The 17,181-nt window shown below is 34.2% G+C and carries 20 protein-coding genes; all 20 read left to right on the forward strand.

All coding sequences use genetic code 11. The features are described from left to right. The first annotated feature begins 1 nt into the window (after position 1). The 20 genes from EKH84_RS04485 to EKH84_RS04575 all read left to right on the forward strand — a co-directional run bounded on the left by EKH84_RS04485 (position 2) and on the right by EKH84_RS04575 (position 17,179). A complete protein-coding gene (locus EKH84_RS04485) occupies positions 2-340 on the forward strand; it encodes a WXG100 family type VII secretion target (protein WP_127065324.1) in 339 nt (112 codons plus the stop codon). 9 nt (positions 341-349) lie between these two features. Beyond that, complete coding sequence (locus tag EKH84_RS04490; protein ID WP_127065325.1) at positions 350-661, forward strand: WXG100 family type VII secretion target; 312 nt, start codon at positions 350-352, stop codon at positions 659-661. 36 nt (positions 662-697) lie between these two features. Then, a complete protein-coding gene (locus EKH84_RS04495) occupies positions 698-2,233 on the forward strand; it encodes an FHA domain-containing protein (protein ID WP_190283486.1) in 1,536 nt (511 codons plus the stop codon). 24 nt (positions 2,234-2,257) lie between these two features. Beyond that, the gene (locus EKH84_RS04500) at positions 2,258-2,998 is read left to right on the forward strand and encodes a PP2C family protein-serine/threonine phosphatase (protein WP_127065327.1); all 741 of its coding nucleotides are present in this window, start codon (positions 2,258-2,260) and stop codon (positions 2,996-2,998) included. A gap of 55 nt (positions 2,999-3,053) precedes the next feature. Beyond that, complete coding sequence (locus EKH84_RS04505; protein WP_127065328.1) at positions 3,054-4,382, forward strand: hypothetical protein; 1,329 nt, start codon at positions 3,054-3,056, stop codon at positions 4,380-4,382. A gap of 155 nt (positions 4,383-4,537) precedes the next feature. Beyond that, positions 4,538-4,714 carry a hypothetical protein gene (locus EKH84_RS21885; RefSeq protein WP_190283487.1) on the forward strand — a complete coding sequence of 59 codons (177 nt, stop codon included), beginning with the start codon at positions 4,538-4,540 and terminating at the stop codon, positions 4,712-4,714. An 86-nt stretch (positions 4,715-4,800) separates the two neighbouring features. Next, on the forward strand, positions 4,801-5,127 hold the full coding sequence (locus tag EKH84_RS04510; RefSeq protein ID WP_127065329.1) for a hypothetical protein: 327 nt from the start codon (positions 4,801-4,803) through the stop codon (positions 5,125-5,127). A gap of 142 nt (positions 5,128-5,269) precedes the next feature. Continuing rightward, positions 5,270-5,758, forward strand: a complete 489-nt coding sequence (locus tag EKH84_RS04515; RefSeq protein WP_127065330.1) for a hypothetical protein — start codon at positions 5,270-5,272, stop codon at positions 5,756-5,758. Next, a complete protein-coding gene (locus EKH84_RS04520) occupies positions 5,739-6,182 on the forward strand; it encodes a DUF5085 family protein (protein WP_127065331.1) in 444 nt (147 codons plus the stop codon). Before EKH84_RS04515 ends, EKH84_RS04520 begins: the two co-directional genes overlap by 20 nt. A 112-nt stretch (positions 6,183-6,294) precedes the next feature. After that, positions 6,295-6,594 (forward strand): WXG100 family type VII secretion target, encoded by a 300-nt coding sequence (locus EKH84_RS04525; protein WP_127065332.1) that lies wholly within the window; start codon positions 6,295-6,297, stop codon positions 6,592-6,594. Between the two features lie 53 nt (positions 6,595-6,647). Further along, positions 6,648-6,962, forward strand: a complete 315-nt coding sequence (locus EKH84_RS04530; RefSeq protein WP_127065333.1) for a WXG100 family type VII secretion target — start codon at positions 6,648-6,650, stop codon at positions 6,960-6,962. A gap of 113 nt (positions 6,963-7,075) precedes the next feature. Beyond that, the gene (locus EKH84_RS04535; RefSeq protein ID WP_127065334.1) at positions 7,076-7,267 is read left to right on the forward strand and encodes a DUF2922 family protein; all 192 of its coding nucleotides are present in this window, start codon (positions 7,076-7,078) and stop codon (positions 7,265-7,267) included. A gap of 149 nt (positions 7,268-7,416) precedes the next feature. Beyond that, positions 7,417-7,497, forward strand: coding sequence for an S-layer homology domain-containing protein (locus EKH84_RS22915; protein WP_442861336.1), 81 nt, complete (start codon positions 7,417-7,419; stop codon positions 7,495-7,497). 14 nt (positions 7,498-7,511) lie between these two features. Further along, positions 7,512-7,862, forward strand: coding sequence for a hypothetical protein (locus tag EKH84_RS04545; protein WP_127065335.1), 351 nt, complete (start codon positions 7,512-7,514; stop codon positions 7,860-7,862). A 54-nt stretch (positions 7,863-7,916) separates the two neighbouring features. Further along, the gene (locus EKH84_RS04550) at positions 7,917-9,593 is read left to right on the forward strand and encodes a YcdB/YcdC domain-containing protein (RefSeq protein WP_127065336.1); all 1,677 of its coding nucleotides are present in this window, start codon (positions 7,917-7,919) and stop codon (positions 9,591-9,593) included. Positions 9,594-10,044: 451 nt separating this feature from the next. Beyond that, positions 10,045-11,124, forward strand: coding sequence for a stalk domain-containing protein (locus tag EKH84_RS04555; protein WP_127065337.1), 1,080 nt, complete (start codon positions 10,045-10,047; stop codon positions 11,122-11,124). A 483-nt stretch (positions 11,125-11,607) separates the two neighbouring features. Then, positions 11,608-13,872: a helix-turn-helix domain-containing protein gene (locus EKH84_RS04560; protein ID WP_127065338.1), complete on the forward strand. Its 2,265-nt coding sequence runs from the start codon at positions 11,608-11,610 to the stop codon at positions 13,870-13,872. A gap of 162 nt (positions 13,873-14,034) precedes the next feature. Beyond that, positions 14,035-15,393 (forward strand): ABC transporter substrate-binding protein, encoded by a 1,359-nt coding sequence (locus tag EKH84_RS04565; protein ID WP_127065339.1) that lies wholly within the window; start codon positions 14,035-14,037, stop codon positions 15,391-15,393. Positions 15,394-15,443: 50 nt separating this feature from the next. Next, complete coding sequence (locus tag EKH84_RS04570) at positions 15,444-16,343, forward strand: carbohydrate ABC transporter permease (RefSeq protein ID WP_127065340.1); 900 nt, start codon at positions 15,444-15,446, stop codon at positions 16,341-16,343. Further along, on the forward strand, positions 16,340-17,179 hold the full coding sequence (locus EKH84_RS04575; protein WP_127065341.1) for a carbohydrate ABC transporter permease: 840 nt from the start codon (positions 16,340-16,342) through the stop codon (positions 17,177-17,179). The genes EKH84_RS04570 and EKH84_RS04575 overlap by 4 nt, the downstream gene beginning before the upstream one ends. Positions 17,180-17,181 lie beyond the last annotated feature (2 nt).

Genomic DNA, 17,181 nt, shown 5'->3' on the forward strand with positions numbered 1-17,181 from the left:
CATGGATTTACCTAAAATCATGGCTAGTATGATGACGTTAAAAGTAACACCAGAAATCCTTATAGCTAAAGCAGATGAAGTCATAAAGGATGTCAGTTCTATCAAGCAAGAGATGGAAACTATTCAGCAAAAAGTCGAGGGGACAAAGGCTTATTGGATAGGTGAAGCTGGGGATTTACATAGAAAGCTTTATAACGATCAAAAAGAAGATATACAAGATATGATGCGTAGATTAGATGAGCATCCAAGGGATCTAAAAATCATCGCCAGCAACTATATGACTACTGAGAAAGAAGTAGAAAATATAGCCAATGCATTAACGGATAATGTAATCGTATAGGAGGTTATTATGAGCCAATATAACAAAATAGATGTAGATTTTGAAATGATGATGATGCAAGCAAGCATTTTAGAAAGAATTGCTGAACAGATGGAGACATTAGGGTCCAAATCTTTTGACACTACCTTACAAAGCATAGCTGCAAGTTGGAAAGGTGACAATGCTAATTTGTACCTTGGAAAAGGAGAAATACTAAAAAGTAATACTATCACTACAGCACAAAATCTAAGAGATATTGCAGGACGTCTTAAATCTCGAACACAATTTATTTATAGCAAGGAAAAGGCGGCTATTGAAATTGCAGTGAAGCGTACTTACTAGACAATGTTACAAAATATAAAAATGGTTGGTGAGATAATGAGAAAAAAGTACATCTATCTACTATTAGCGGTTATGTTATTCATGGGCTGTGGGCAAACAGTAGTGATGGGAACAGGAATTAAAGACGGAAAAACAAATGAGGCAGCAATTGTATCTACTAGTACAGTAGAAGACAGTATCTTTTTATTTGTAAAGTCACCTGCAGGAAAGATGGAACAAGTGACTTATCAGCTCGGTGTAAACTTATGTGACCATATAAAGCCTAGTGCCATTAGTCAATTAGATGTAGCAATGAAGACTTTAGTCTTAGTTGATAATTCCTTTTCTATATCCAAGGATGATAGGCAGAAAACCAAAGATATGTTAGTTGAGTTCATTGCTGAGAAAAAGGACAATGAACTTGTTAGAATTGCGACTTTTGACAAGGAGATTCATTATTTAACAGACTATATATCAGACTATATTGAGCTAAAAAAGACAATACAGTCTATAACATATAAAGATCAAGAAACTTATCTCACGGATGTATTATATGAAGTGTTAAAAAATGATTTTGCTACACCAGAAGAGGTTTACAATAGAATTATTATTATCTCTGATGGGGTAGATAATAAAGCATTAGGTTATACCAAGGAAGAACTTTATATTAAGGTGAAAGAGAAAGCCATACCTATTTACACCATTGGCTGTAGTAATGGAAAGAACGAGGAAACATTAAAGAATATGTTTGCCTTATCGAGAACATCAAATGTCAAGTACTATTTGATGGATGAAGTAAAGGATTTAGAGTTACTTGTTCAGGAGATAGCACAAGATAGAACGATTACGAGATTAGAAGTTATACCAGAGGCTGACTTATTGGATGGAAGTATCAAGAATTCGAAGCTTACATTTGAAGATTCAGGTGAAGTGTATAGCCTAACAGCAGATGTATTAATGCCGTTTAAGGTAAAAGAAGCAGAGCAAGTAACACCAACACCCACATTAATTTCAGAAGTAGTAGAAACTCCCCAAGATGAAACCTCAAAGGTAGAAACAGCTAACAAAATGCAATTCTACCTTATTTGCATAGCAATAGGTGTAGTAGTGGTTGGTGGGATTGGATTCATGATCATGATATTCCTTAAGAAGAAAAAGCAGCAAAATTCCTTTGAAACTATCTCGAGTCACGTAGTAGCAAATTATGAAGAAGATGAAATCCAGGAGCCAACAGAGATGGCTGGAAATGATGGAGAAGAGGGAACCTGTAGAATTTGGGATGAGCCTAAGAGAAAGACACTTATCTTAACGGATATCAAATCGCCTTCTAAGACTTTTCAAGTACCTATTGCACACAGTGTGATTGTAGGTAGAAGTAGCAAGAACTCAACTCTTGTTATTGACTATGATAAGTCAGTATCAGGTAAGCATTGTGAGATTGAAATGAGAGGCGATAATAAACTATTCATAATGGATTTAGAGTCTTCTAATGGTACCTATGTAAATGGAAATAGAGTACTAACAGAAACTGAAATCTCGTCAGGTGTCATTATTAAATTAGGTAGATTGGAATTTAAATTAGAAGTAAGATAGTGCACTGACATAAGGAGATGAACAATGGAATATGCAGGAGATACAAGGACGGGCTTAATCAGGGCAGTTAACCAAGACAGCATACTGGCACTTAGTAAAGGAGAAGTTTCTTTATTTGTAGTAGCAGATGGTATGGGGGGACATGTTGAGGGGGAGAAAGCAAGTAGAGCTATTACAGAAAATCTACGCATATGGTGGAGAAATATAGAAGAGAATCGTTACGAACAGGATTTCTTCAAACTAGTGACATCTGTAAGAAATTACATTGAACAAGCTAATACATACATATATGAAAAGTATAACAATAATGCCGTATGCGGATCAACCGTTTCGGCTTTATTGTTATACAAAAAAAACTATGCGATTTTTCAAGTGGGGGATACGAGAATCTATAAGTTAGAAAAGAGAAAGCTTAATCAGCTTACTATGGATGAAGTATGGGAAAACGATATTATGACTAAGAAGAAGTTTACAGAAAGAGAAATTATAAGTAGTGCTAAGCGAGGCAAATTAATTAATGCAGTAGGAACAACCCCAGAGCTAAGTATAACCATTAAGACAGACTGCTTAAATGAAGATGCATTATTTCTCTTATGTAGTGACGGACTATATAAGATGATTAAACCTAGAGAGGTTTTAAAAGTGCTTAAAAAAATGAATAAAAGTGCATCAGTACGAGAAGGGATAGATGCACTCATGAATAGCGTTTACCACGCCGGGGCAAAAGATAATGTATCAATCATCTTGGTGAAAACAGGAGAGTGAAAAGCAAGAGAGATAGATGGGGATTATGTAAAGTGAGGGGAAAGGGGAATAAGGAATGTCTTATTTTGATATAAAGTATGGAGAAATAGATGGGTGTACCAATGACATAGCAGAATGTGCTAAACAACTGGGTGAGTATATCGATAATATAGATAAAGTAAGAGGTTGCATTGGAATATATGGAAAGAACTTTATATCTATAAAGGTTGAAATAGACAATGTACTGAAAGAAATGCGGCTTCAGAAAGAGCAGTTAAAGCAGTGGGGAAAGGCTTTGAGTGATACCAAGCAATTATATTTAGTAACTGAACAAAAACTGAGTAATAATGAAACATTAAGTGTTACAGCAGAAGAGGAAACAAAGAATTCGCAAGCAACAATAGTTATAGATTTTAGTGATCCTAAGTATCCACCAACTTTAATAAGTGAAATTTTAAGGCTAGAAGAAGAATTAGAGAAATTATATGGGACACCTCGAGCATATATACCAAATTTAATTAAAATGCAAACAACACAGCCAGCAGCACTACAAATTGTTTTCTCAGAAGAAGAGGAAAAAAGAAGGGCGAAAGAAGCTTTTGGAAGAAGGATGGATGAACTAGACATTAATATTGACAAGAAAGAAGCTAGGCTAGAAGAGTTATATAATATTTTACTAGACGAAGAAAAACTACAAGATTGGAGAAATGGAGACAGATTAAAGAATGGAACCTTAGGGGTATTACAATTTGTTGGTGGAGCAGGAACCTTTGGCGTTGGAAAATTAGTAAAAGCAGGGGGATGGATAGCAGGGGGGTATGTTACAACACAGACTGGTGGTGCTGCAGCTCCTATAGGAAGTGGAATTATATGTGCAGGTGAAGCTGCTAATGTTTATTTATGTGCTGAAGGAACATCTAATATAGTAGAAGGAGCAAATAAGATATGGAATAGTATATGGGATAAACCATATGATGAAACGTTGAATCCATTGAGGGATTGGGTATACAAACCAGTGTTTGGTGAAGAAAAAGGAGAAAGTTACTTTAATAATGTTTCTTTAGCAACAGGAGCCATTTGTATAGGTAGTGACATTTATAATATTGCAGACTTTGCTAAAAATCCTAAGGTTTGTAGTAATATAGTTAGAAAACAACCTAATATGCCAGAAGGTTTACCACAAACAATAACACGTAGTATGCAAGATAATAAAATTGTAACGAGAGTAACTGCATTTGATGAGGTAACTAAGAAAACATATGTGTTGCAAACAGAAATTATACATATTGATAAATTAATTAGTGAAGCAAAAAAAGCAGAGACTGTAATACAGACTTTAAAAGGTCCTGTGACAGACACTATAAATGAATCTGTTGCTATTTCTGGAGCTATACAAGGCAAATGAGTAGAAGGGGAAGCGAGATAATGAAAAAGACTATAAAAAATAGGTTAAATTATAAGAATTATATAATAGCCTACATAATAGGATATCCACTAGCGATAGGAATGGTTAAGTAAGTCATTTACTCACCCACACATATATATTGGGTTATAAATACAATGATCACACTTTCACTCATAGCTATTCATAAGCAAGATGTTTTGACTACATGGGATGCTAGAGGGATAGGTATACATGTTTTTATTAAACATATGCCAATTCCTATTGTACTGTGGGGAACTAGAATGATTTGCAGCATGGGTGGAATAAACACAGAACTTATCTTTGGATGGTAATAGGAATATACAAAGTATACAAGGAAGATAAAAGGTAGGGAAAAGAGTTACGTGAGCTAAATGAAAAACATTGAGGAAGTGAAGTAGTGAAAGAAACTATAAAAAAGCTTATGAAAGAAAATGGATTAGGTTATAAGGACTACATAATGGCCTATATAATAGCCTATGTAATAACTGGAGGGATTTTAAAGCAAGTCATTTACTCACCTATACATATGTTGATGATTATAAATGCAATTAGTATGATCAGCATTAGAGCTGTATATAAACAAAATGTTATTACTACATGGGAGTCAAGGGGGATATTTATACGTGTTTTTATTAAGCATATGCCTATTATTATTATACTATGTTTGGCAAAGCTGATTTTAAATATTATAGGAATAAATACAGAGTTTATATTAGGGGCATAAAGAATAGAAACATATATTATATAACCCATATAGTATGATACAAAAAGAATCAAGAGAATATAAGAAGGCTAATAGGTAAAAAGGATACATATTACAGAACATATTACATAACACATGTGGTCAAATAGCAGAGGGGGATAGTATGGCTGTCAAGAGAGGCAAGTTAGAATTTCAAAATGTATTAAGTATGAAGACAAACTGTTATAAAAGGGAATGGGGTGACAGAGTAAAAGAGTTTAAGCGCTTTATTATTGATAATGACCTATTTGTAACAGGACCTTTTATAATTAGATGGGAAGAAACCAATAAGGATACAGAGAAAACAGAAATGACGATTTATTTTCCTATTTATCACAGGATTAGTTTGACGGAGGATAAAGTTTTTTATTTTCAAGACAAGTTCTGCATACCAGATGGTATTAAGATAAGGCATATGGAAAGAGATGAAGAAGATGACAAAGAAGGGGTTAAGTCAACTGAGCTGATTTTAGATGTTATAGCAGAGAAGATGGGTGTACAGTTACAAAAGCCCTATTACTATATCTATCTACCTGTGTATGGGGAATATGTTATAGATATTTATGCACCAATAAGGGAAGGTGAAAGTAAACATGATTTCGATGAGAGATAGCATATGCTACCAAAATGTTATTTCAAAAAAAGATACCTTTTATTATAAAGATATGGGGAGACATCTATCAGAATTTTTAAGGCAAGTAAGATTAGCAGGAGCACATCCTAATGGTAATGTGTTTTGTGCCCTTAACAATGTGCCACAGGAGAAGATAATGAAAGTAGAATTCTTTGTGCCAGTTAAAGATGAGGATATACAGGAGACTAGTGATCTCCGTTTTTATAGTTACTTCTCTATAGACGATATGATGTCTATCCGCATTAAAAGTCGCTTTGAGGAGAATACAGAAAAAGCTTACTCAGCACTACTAGAACTCATGAAAGCTACAAGCCTAAAACAGGTTACACCACCATTTCATATTATGAATAATGTAGATGGCAAACGTTTTGTGACGTTGAAGATAGGCTATAGAGCGTTTTAATAATCTAAACTGGTTATTCAAACACTTAAAAGTGCATTTGGTAGTAAAAATAATGAAAATTAAAAATTTGTGATAGTATATAGTTATCAAAGAAAACAAGGAGGAAAGTAATATGGCATTTTTTCAAGTAACAGCATCAGAATTAAGAGCAAAAGCTGAAGAACTAAAAGGATTAAATGGAAGCTTTAAAGGAGAAGTGGGAAATTTAGAAACGATTGAAGGTGCTTTAAAGAGTAAATGGGTTGGTCAAGCAAATGACAATTTCCATGCAGCATTTGTAAAAGATAAAGGACAAATGGATAATTTCTATAAGTTAGTGGAGAACTATATAGCTGCATTATTACAAATCGCAGCACAATATGAAAAGACTGAATCAGCTAACGCTGAAGTTGCAAGAAATAGAAATTACTAAGAAGTGTTTATAAAAATAACAGATACGTGAAATAATAAGGAGGCGTCAAGCATATGGAAGGAATTTTAAAGGTAACCCCAGAAGAGTTACAAGCAACTGCAGGTGATTTTAGTGGTAAAGGAAATACAATCAAAGGGTTAATGGATCAAATGATGGGAATCGTAAAGAATTTAAGTGGTTCTTGGCAAGGGGAAGCATCAGCTACTTATTTACGTAAGTTTCAAGGTTTACAAACGGACATTGACAAAATGAATCGTATGATCCAAGAACATTCACAAGATTTAAATACAATGGCAGAGCAATATAAACAAGCTGAAAATCTTAATATGGAACAGGGTCAAGGTTTAACAGACTCAGTGATTTCATAGTAGTACATAATAGTTGGCAAGAGGGAAAAGGGGTTTCCTCCTGCCAATTATTTTTGGGGGAAGTAATGAGCGGATGGAGAGAATACAAAGGAACTATGGCGTTATTGTGATGGATGAAGATAAAGAGATATTCACGCAGGATTTTAACCATCACTAAACCAAAAGAAGGTCTTACAAGTGATGAAATTTCTTCAGCAATGACAGATATTATTGCTGCAAATGCTTTAGGTGAAGACAGTTTAGTAGCTACTAAGGTAAGTACTAAACATGTAGTTCAGCAAACCGAAGAAATCACACTTGGATAGTGATAGGATATAAAGGCTACTTCTAACCCCAGTATTAGAAGTAGCCTTTAATTATATAGAATAAAAACTCTGAATAATATATATCATAAGATATATAAAAAGCCTAACAAGAAATAGGGTTAGATTAAACTATTATAGTAAATGAAGCTATTGAAAAGTGGAGCAAAAAGGGTATTGTAGGAGGATATGATGATGGAACCTTTAAACCTATCAAGGGAAATATAGTATAAAGGAGGTTGAATAAATGAGTAATAATAAGAAAACGGTCTTGATAAAAGTATCATATTTAGTTGATATGGAAGATGAAGACTTAAGTAAAGTTGATGGCCTTCTAGATAAAATAACTAGCGAGGTATCAGAAGACATCAATTTACAACTAAATACTAATGAAATGATATCATTAAAATGGGAAGGAACTTCTTCTAGAGTATTAGATTCTGAGAGAATAAATTGTGGTAAATGTGCTAATTGCAATGGTTGGGTCACTGATATTGAAAAAGAAGATCCCATTAAAGAGCTTTGCTATGGTGCAACTGTAGATGGAAAATTATTATGTGATGAATGTTTACCGCCTGAACATCCATGCGCATTTTGATCAGTAGTAAATAATAAGATGATAATAGAAAAATACCATTAAGGGGGGAAGTATATGCAAAAAGGCAAGGGGTTTATGAAGCTCTATCTATTTTTAAGTGTATTAAGCTTAAGTATAGGGGTTATACAAGCAGAGGTATTAAATGATGAGGGGAATGAATGGTTATCATTTTATGAAGAAGAAACAAACTATGATGTAACACAAGGCGAAAATTATAAAAGGTTAGAAGGCACAATTAATGGGCTCAAAAAACGTTTTGAGGTACCTGCTTCTTTTAGATGTGAGTATTTAGAATGGTCAGGTTCAGAAAGATGGGGTGTAGATGAGTGGGCAATTGCTTGGACCAATCCTAAAGCTGAAGAGTACAGCGGTGAAATCAGAATTGCCTTTACAGAGAAAGGGCAGGTGCTTCAGTACTTTACCAATTATTATGACACAGAAAGAGAAGGGAAGATCAAGTTAACACAGCAGCAAGCTTATGACAAGGCACTTCAATATCTTAAGGAAAAAGGTGGCTATGACCTTAAGACGTTAAAATACATAGATAAGAAGCAACCCGAAGAGGAGATTAAGTATTTTGAGTTTCAATATTATAAAGATGGACTACCAGTCTATGATGAAAAGGTGAGTATTAGTATTTATACCACATCGGGAAGGGTAGTGTTAATGAATGGTATTTCACCTTTTGTTGGAGAATACAAGCCTTTAGAAAACCTTCTATCTATAGAGAAAGCTAGAGTAGCGTTTGTTAATAAGATGCCATTGGAGGAAATGTATTGGCTGAGTAAAGATGAATCAGGAGCCTATCAGCAGGTGTTAGTCTATCACTTAGAGAATCCTTATAAATATGGCATTCAGGCAATAGATGGTAGTATAGTGATGCCTAAGTTTGAAAGAGAGTATTGGACAGATGAAGTGGGAACTTTAAAGAATCCTATGGATTCTCTTTTAAGTAGCCAGGTGGGTTCTTTTTCAGAGGAACATCTACAGTTCGACGAGGCATCATTTAAAGAATACATAAAGTATGATTATTTATTAACACCAGAACAAGCTCAGTCAGTAGCAGCTAAAAGTTTTCCGCTCATTAATAATGCATTTATTATAGAAAAACAACTTACCAAAGGAGAAGGAAAGACCTATTGGAATCTAAAGTTAATGGCCTATACCGAGGCATATAAAGGGAACGTGGAAAGTCTTAAAAAGGAATATGAAACTAATAAGCTAGATTATAAATATATTAATGTATTAGACGTAGTGTGTGAAGCTGCAACAGGTGAGGTAATGGTCTATGACAATACAAATTTGCCTAGGGAAAATATGCAATCAGATAGTAAGCCTACAGAAAAGCAACTTCAAGAAGTAGAAGCTTTACTAAAGAAGTTAAATCCTAAGGATTGGGAAAAGGCTGAACTACGCAGCACGCATGGCACGGTAGGCAACTATAGCTATTTGCAACTTATTAACGGTATACCTGTACCCTATTATGGTTTTTCTTTGACCTATAACCATGAAGAAAAAGAAATTGCATACTATACCAAGCATTTATACAAAGGCAAAGTGATTTCAGCTTCTGAACCATTAACTAGAGAAGAATTAGCTAGAATGTTAGACTTAAAGCTTTATTATTTAATAGTTTCTAAGCAGCAAGCTGTGCCTGTATATATGTACCTAGAGCCTAAAACTAATTTTGAAATGGAAAAAGTAGAAACTAATAGCAAAGAGAATAAGTAGTTTGCTATAGCAAATGAGGCAATAGAGATAGTTAGGGGGATAATTCAAACAATAACCTATCATTTCAAGGATCATGAGTGGTATTACTATATATGTGAAAATGATAGAAAAGTAAGTAAGAGATATGATTCAACAGACTTAAAATTAATTGAAACAGTAGATATAGATTGAGGGAACTAAGATATTTGAGAAAGATGTTTTAATTATAGAGCCTAAAGAGATTTATAGCTGAAGCAAAGAGTAATCATATGATTTCGAATACCCGAATGATTCTAGAGTTCCTCTTAAAAACAATGACTTGTGTACTATCAAAAACACCAAAAGCTGACCTAAATAATACTTTTTATTTTTATAATATAATAAAAATTGAAAAAATATTAAATTTTTTGTATAATTTTAAATGAACAATTAGAGTTTTGAATAGCTATAAAAATGATATGGAGGGTTTAATATGAAAAAAGTATTTTTAAGGTACATGATTGTAACTAGCCTTGTTTGCAGCTTATTATCACCAGTGTATGCATCAGTAGTAGAAGACACAGCAACCATTGAAATAACAGATCCTGAATACACCAAGAAATATGAGCAGAAAGCCATAGAATACCTTAATAAGTTAGAGAGTCAATCTGTTCCTAATATTGAAAAAGCTGCTAGCAAAAACAGAATTAATATTATTCTCAATGGTGTTGATGTCACTAGTACAGTTTCTAGTGATTTAAATCCTATTATTTCTTCAGGGGTGACCTATGTACCAGTAAGATTACTGGAAAACATTTTAGAAGAGGTTAAAATCGATTATAACGCTACTACAAAAATGATCAAGATTAACGGAAAAAACAATTGGATTATGCTGCAAATTGGCAAGGGTACTGGATATAATTGTATGTATGCTCCAGAGTACATAAGGCTGTATAATTATGAATTTTCTAATGATAAACCTGCAATGGCATTTGGAAGAGTTTACCTACCTCTTCGTTATGCTGTTGAAAAATTAGGTTATAAGGTTCTATGGGATGGCAGTACATCAACATTAAGTATTTCTACAACTGAAGCAGCTCCTACCATTCCCGATACCATTAAAGCAAAACCTAAAACAGGAAGTTACTATTTAGGAGGTAAAGCTTTTACCCTTCCCAAAGGTATTACATTAACAACAGATGAACATGGTTATGCCTATACTCCAGGAGACCTTTTTAGTATACAAGTTCAGGCACGTTGTTCCAAGGAACCGACAGAAAGTGATTATGTTTCTTCTGGCTATGCCTATAGTGGATCCTTAACAATTATTTCAGATGAGAAGGGTGGATTTGCACCTCTTGCTACTCAGTACAAATTAACAGAAGAGATCCTAAATCAGATTTTTACTAAAGATCAAGTAAAAGAAATTATGTCAATTGTTCGTAAAGATTTTGCCGTACAAGATGAGTCTGAAAGACATTATGTTACTTATGGCGATATTAAATTAGAGATTGCATCTTCAAGAAAAATGGTGGCACATGAGGATATTATTTTTCATCAACTAGTAAAATAACTTAGATGTTATATTAAAAGAAGCACCGTTCTAGCATTGGAATTTACTAATAGAATGGTGCTTCTTACTTTTTAATTAAAATGCTTAGAGGTTTTCTCCACTCACTTAATATATCTTAGTACCAACTTGTGTGTTACTAGAAAATAGTGGGTTCACAGTATAGGTGAGCGTACTAAATTATTATATGGAAAAGAGTACGGAGTGGAGGTGCAAAGTGAACTTGGCTTTGGAACCAATGTAAACATTAAACTACCTGTACAAGTAACTTAACATGTAATACAGATAAAAGGCGACCATTAACATTAGTAAGAGCTAATGTTAATGGTTGCCTTTTACTATATTTATTACAAAACTAACTCGCAAAAAGAGTAATTTTTAGTAATAAATAATAAAATTATGATACAATTAAGAAAAGGCTTAAAAGTATAACTTAGATATTTCTTAAATGAGTACACAAAAATAAAACGGGGGAAGTATTTAGATATGAATAAACAAATTAATTGGTCTAAGCTTCGATTAAAAACAGTATTTAATCTTACCTTTATTTGCTTTATTGTGGTGCCTATTTTAATTGTGCTTATTGGTGTACTAAATATATTAAATAAGCAATTTAAAATTCAGGCAATAGAAAATATATCTCGTGCGCAAGAAACGATTATGACTGAGTTATCCTCTGATATCCAAACAATGTCTATGAGACTATCTCACTTAGTACATGGCAATAATAATGAAGTAATAGATTATGCAGCGGGAACCAATACAAATGATTTAGAGAAGAGAAATGTTTATCAAAATAAATTAAATCAAGCAGGAGGCTTAGTACTAGAGCCTGTATCAGATATTATATCGGTAGGTTTTTATATGAAGGATGGCAAATCAAGCTTCTATAAGAATTCTATTAATTGGTCCTATGAAAAAATAAAGGGGACCAAATGGTATCAAACAGCTTTGCAACGTAACAACCAAGTAGTAGTAGGCTGGATAACGAGTGAAGGGCGTAATGAGTTATACAGTGGAAGTAAACAAGATAACCTGATGTTAGTGTTTGCCTTGGCACCAGATAGGAAGACAGATCGCTCTGAACGGATTGAAATGATAGCCCTTTATCAGTTATCACGTACAGGAGATAAGATGAAGGCTTATAATAAGGAATATCTAAGTGGCAAAAATAAGCTAGGTTTAATGCAGCTACGCTCGGCAGATGGAGAGATTATATTTTCTACTATTACGGACCAAGAAATGCTTTTAAGACCTACGTATACCTACGTGAAGACACCCGTTACATTGTATGAAGATACCTGGTATATTGAAAGTTATATACCTACAAAAGAATTAACAAGTGAGTTTTGGAAGACGGCAAAATATGTACTATTAGTAGCTATTGGGATGCTTCTATTAGTGGGATATTGCTCTAGGTATTTCATACGTAGTATCGTTGCACCTATAGAAAAAATTAATACAGGATTAAGACAAGTAGAAGAAGGGGAACTGGCTATACATATATCACCAGAAGGACAGTATGAAATTAGAACGATGATTCATTCTTTTAATGCCATGGTACGTAGATTACAGGCGCTTATTTCTGAGTATGAGGAGAAGATGAAACGTGTAGAAAAGTCTATGGAAACCTATTTTGAAGAACTTATGACAGGGAATATTACGCCTAAAGAAGTTATGCAGCAGTCGAAGGACTTTTTTGAGGAGAGCTACGCCATTTTATACTTTGTATTAAATGATTCAAAGGGAAAAGAAATAGAAAAGATCGAAATAGAAAAAGTGATTCATTGTTTTATGAGAAATCCTAGATTTAGTGCGAGATGTACGGTATATGTGGAAGACAGTATGCATATGTATGCCTTTTATCGTATGACAGAAGAAGCCTATTTAGATGTAACGTATCAGATGATTAGTGCCTTACAAAAAGTAGCAAAAGCTGAATTTGGCATTGAGATAGATGTTTGTATAGGGGAAAAAGTATTTGGCGGGGAAGCCTTTTATATCCAGATAGCCAAGGTAAAAGAAACACAGCTTTATAGATATTTAAAAGGGAAACAGGTGATGTTTTCTTTAGAGGATTCCCTAGTAAATAAGGTGATGTCCCTAGTACCACAGTATGAGGCGTTGGCAACTGCTATCTATGTGGCAGATGAAAGAAATATATTAAAGGAAAAAGAAAAGTTATTTAGCACCATTAATAAGATGGGTAAAGAGAAAATAGAAGAAGCTAGGTGGCAGGTACTAGCAGTTATTTTAGCACTTGCTAAAAAGTTTGAAGAAGCACAGGCAAATTTTCACGAGGTTTTTGGAGAAGCAGTCCCTTATGAAATAAAGCTAGCACGTATCGAAGATATAAAGAGCCTTAAACTATGGCTTACCAATTATATAGAATGGTTGGTGGATTATGAAGCAAGTAAATTAGGGGAAAAAGAAACAGACACCATTAAGAAAGCAAAGCATTATATTAGTAGTTACTATGAAAATCCAGATTTATCTCTGGGAGAAGTAGCAGAGTATGTAGGATTAAATGAGAAATATTTTACTAGTAAGTTTTCTAAAGAGACGGGAGAGTCCTTTATGAACTACCTAACAGGCCTTCGTATGCAAAAGGCAAAAGAATTGTTAAAGACAACTACTTTTAAAATATATGAAATTGCTGAGATGGTAGGGTATCGTAATGTAGAAAGCTTTAATCGTGTTTTTAAGAAATATTATGGAATAAGTCCACTTCAATATAGAAAAACCATGTAAAATACGTGGTTTTTCTTACTTTGTGCAAGGAATTCTAACTAAAAGTGAAAAATGGTTAATCTTAAAAAGTGAAGAATTGTCAAGAAAAACAACTATAAAACCTAGTGGGTTTGGAAGCAAATAGATATGCTAAAGGTACCAAATCGAAGGGGGTATGTATTTATGAAAAGAAAACTGGTAGCAACATTTTTAACTGGGGCATTAGCCATGGCTACATTAGTAGGTTGTGGTGATTCAGGAGCAGGTACTAATCCAGGGGGCAGTACTAATCCGGCAAGCAATAATGAAACGAATCAAAGTACAGGCGCTGATTTAAAAGGAACAATTACTTTTGCTATATGGGATAATAACTTAAATACTTTTATAGAAGAACAAGATATGGTTGGAAAGTTTCAAGAACAGTACCCTAATGTAGAAATCGAAGTTGAAAAAATTAAAGATGATAGTGAGTACTGGAATACCATGAAGATTAGAACATCAGCAAATCAATTGCCAGATGTGATGTTTAATAAAACCTTTACCTTAGCTAGATTTAAAGATTACTTAGTAGATTTATCAGGAACGACAGCTAATGCCAATAATGAACTAGCAGCAGGCTATGCTATAGACGGCAAAGTATTAGGCATCCCAATGACATCAGGCTATGAATATGTCTACTACTGGAAAGATATGTTTAAGGAAGCAGGCGTAGAAGTGCCTACTACATGGGGAGAATTAGAAGAAGTATCTAAAAAACTACAAAGCCATTTTGGGGCAGCTAACCCAGACTTTATGGCAATAGCATGCGGTTTAAAAGATGAGTGGCCAGACTATCCTTATATGGAATTCATGCCAGCACTAGAGTCAGGAAATGGTCAGAACTGGAATACGATGGCGACTCAAGATAAACCATTTGCAGAAGGCACAGATATTTATAAAGCCTATCAAAAGGTAAATAGCTTATTTACTTCAGGTGTACTAGGAAAAGATCCTTTAGGACTTGGAAATGATCAAGTAACCAATCTTTTTGCTACTAAAGGTGCAGCTATGATAGCACTGGGTGACTGGGGACTTCAAAATATTCAAAATGCAGCAGAGGACACCTCTCAGCTAGGTACCTTCTATCTTCCAGTTAGAGATACTGTAAATGACCCTTATAATGTGGTTGTTCAAGGAGACTCTTTTATGGGTGTAACTTCACAGTCTAAAAATCAAGAAGCAGCTATTGCATTTGTAGAATGGTTTTATTCTGATGCATGGTATCCAGATTACCTAGCCTATGTTTCCTCTGCATCAGCTATGAAGAACTTCCCTAAAGAAAAAGATCCTGTACTAGCAGAAGCAGATACACTTGCTTCAGATAAAGTACTTATTATGTATGATGGTGGTGGAGATGACTTTACGGCTATTCAAAATGAAACAGCTTTTGATTACAAAAAACTTGGAGCGCAAATGGTAATGAATGGCTTTGATTTAAAGGAAGAACTCGAAACCTTAAATGCAAAATGGAAAGATGCAAGAGCAAAATTAGGTATTCAGTAAAAAAGTAGAGGGCAGCCTGGGCTGCCCTCTTGCAAAACAAGGAGGAAACTATGAATAAGCTTACTAAACAACGTAATCTATTTATCATTGTATCGCTTATAGTTCCGTTAACCCTATTAATTGCTTTTGTAGTATTTCCAGCTATGGATTTATTCAAAATGAGTTTTACCAACTGGGATGGCTATTCTCCAAGTAGTAGCTTCATAGGGCTTGCGAACTACATTTCAATGTTAAAAAACAAGGACTTATGGTTATCTTTAAGAAATAATGGTATTTATTTCGTCGTACATTTATTAATGATCGTAGTAGAACTAGCTTTTGCAGTATTACTAACAAGCAAGCTAAGAGCAGCGAAGTTCTATAAAACAATGGTTTTTTTACCCTACATTATTAATGGCGTAGCCATTGCTTATGCATTTTCTTATTTCTTTTCTCCTATTAATGGTGCTTTTGATGCCATTTTACAAGCTATGAACTTAGAAGGCTGGATCCGTAATTGGTTATCAGACGAGAAGGTTGTCAACTATGTACTAGCGTTTGTGTCTTTATGGCGCTTTAGTGGTTACCACGTTATTTTGTTTATGGCAGCTTTGCAGTCTATACCAAAGGATATTGAAGAGGCAGCAGAGGTAGATGGTGCTAATACATGGCATCTCTTTAGATACATTCAGGTACCAGCTATTATGCTCATGGTAGACTTTGTACTATTTGATAATATTCGTGGGGCCTTGCAAGTATTTGATATTCCATTTGTCATGACAGCAGGAGGGCCAGGTTATGCTTCTTCTACGTTTACACTCTATACCATAAAAACCGCTTTTACCTTCTCTAACTTCGGCCTGGCATCTACTATGGCAGTGACGATTATGATTATGATTGTAGTCATCTATCTTATTCAAAATGAGCTCATTCATGGCCTCATATTAAAAGATAGGGGGAAAAAGCAATGAAATCAAGAAAATCATTTTTTGTGCAACTTATTAAACAACTGATTTGCTTAAGCATGGTAGCGATTGTACTAGCACCTATTTTAATCACTTTATTTGCAGCTTTAAAAACGAAGGCAGATATGGTACAGACTTCACCACTTCTTTTACCAGCAATAGAAAATATAACATTCGACAATTTTAAGAAGGTACTTACAGATAAATATTTGCTCATTGGTTTTAAGAATACAGGTATTTTGCTAGTGGTTTCATTATTTTTTAATGTCATCATTGGAACGATTACAGCATTTATCATTGAACGTTTTGACTTTAAAGGGAAGAAATTGGTGGTGGCACTATTCTTTATTGGGATGCTCATACCGACCTTTGTGACAGAGATAGCCAGGTTTAAGGTTATTCAAGGGTTAAATCTGTATAATACATTGGCGGCACCTATTGTCATTTATATTGCCTCAGATTTGATGCAACTTTATATTTATAGACAGTTCATTTCAAATTTATCCCCTTCATTAGATGAAGCAGCGCTAATCGATGGCTGTTCTTACTTTGGATTGTTTATCAAAATTATATTTCCGTTATTAGCACCTGCTACTGCAACGGTATGTATTATCAAAGCCATTACGATTATTAATGATATGTATATTCCATATCTGTATATGCCGAAAAATAAACTAAGAACATTAACCACCTTTTTAATGAATTATTCCAATGCACAACAAGGCTCTTGGCAGAACTTGGCGGCAGGGATTATTATTATTATGATTCCTACAGTTTTACTTTATGTATTTTTCCAACGCTATATTTTAGCAGGGGTTTCAGCTGGAGCAGTAAAAGAATAAGG

The organism is Cellulosilyticum sp. WCF-2 (genome assembly GCF_003990395.1).
GTDB lineage: Bacteria > Bacillota > Clostridia > Lachnospirales > Cellulosilyticaceae > Cellulosilyticum > Cellulosilyticum lentocellum.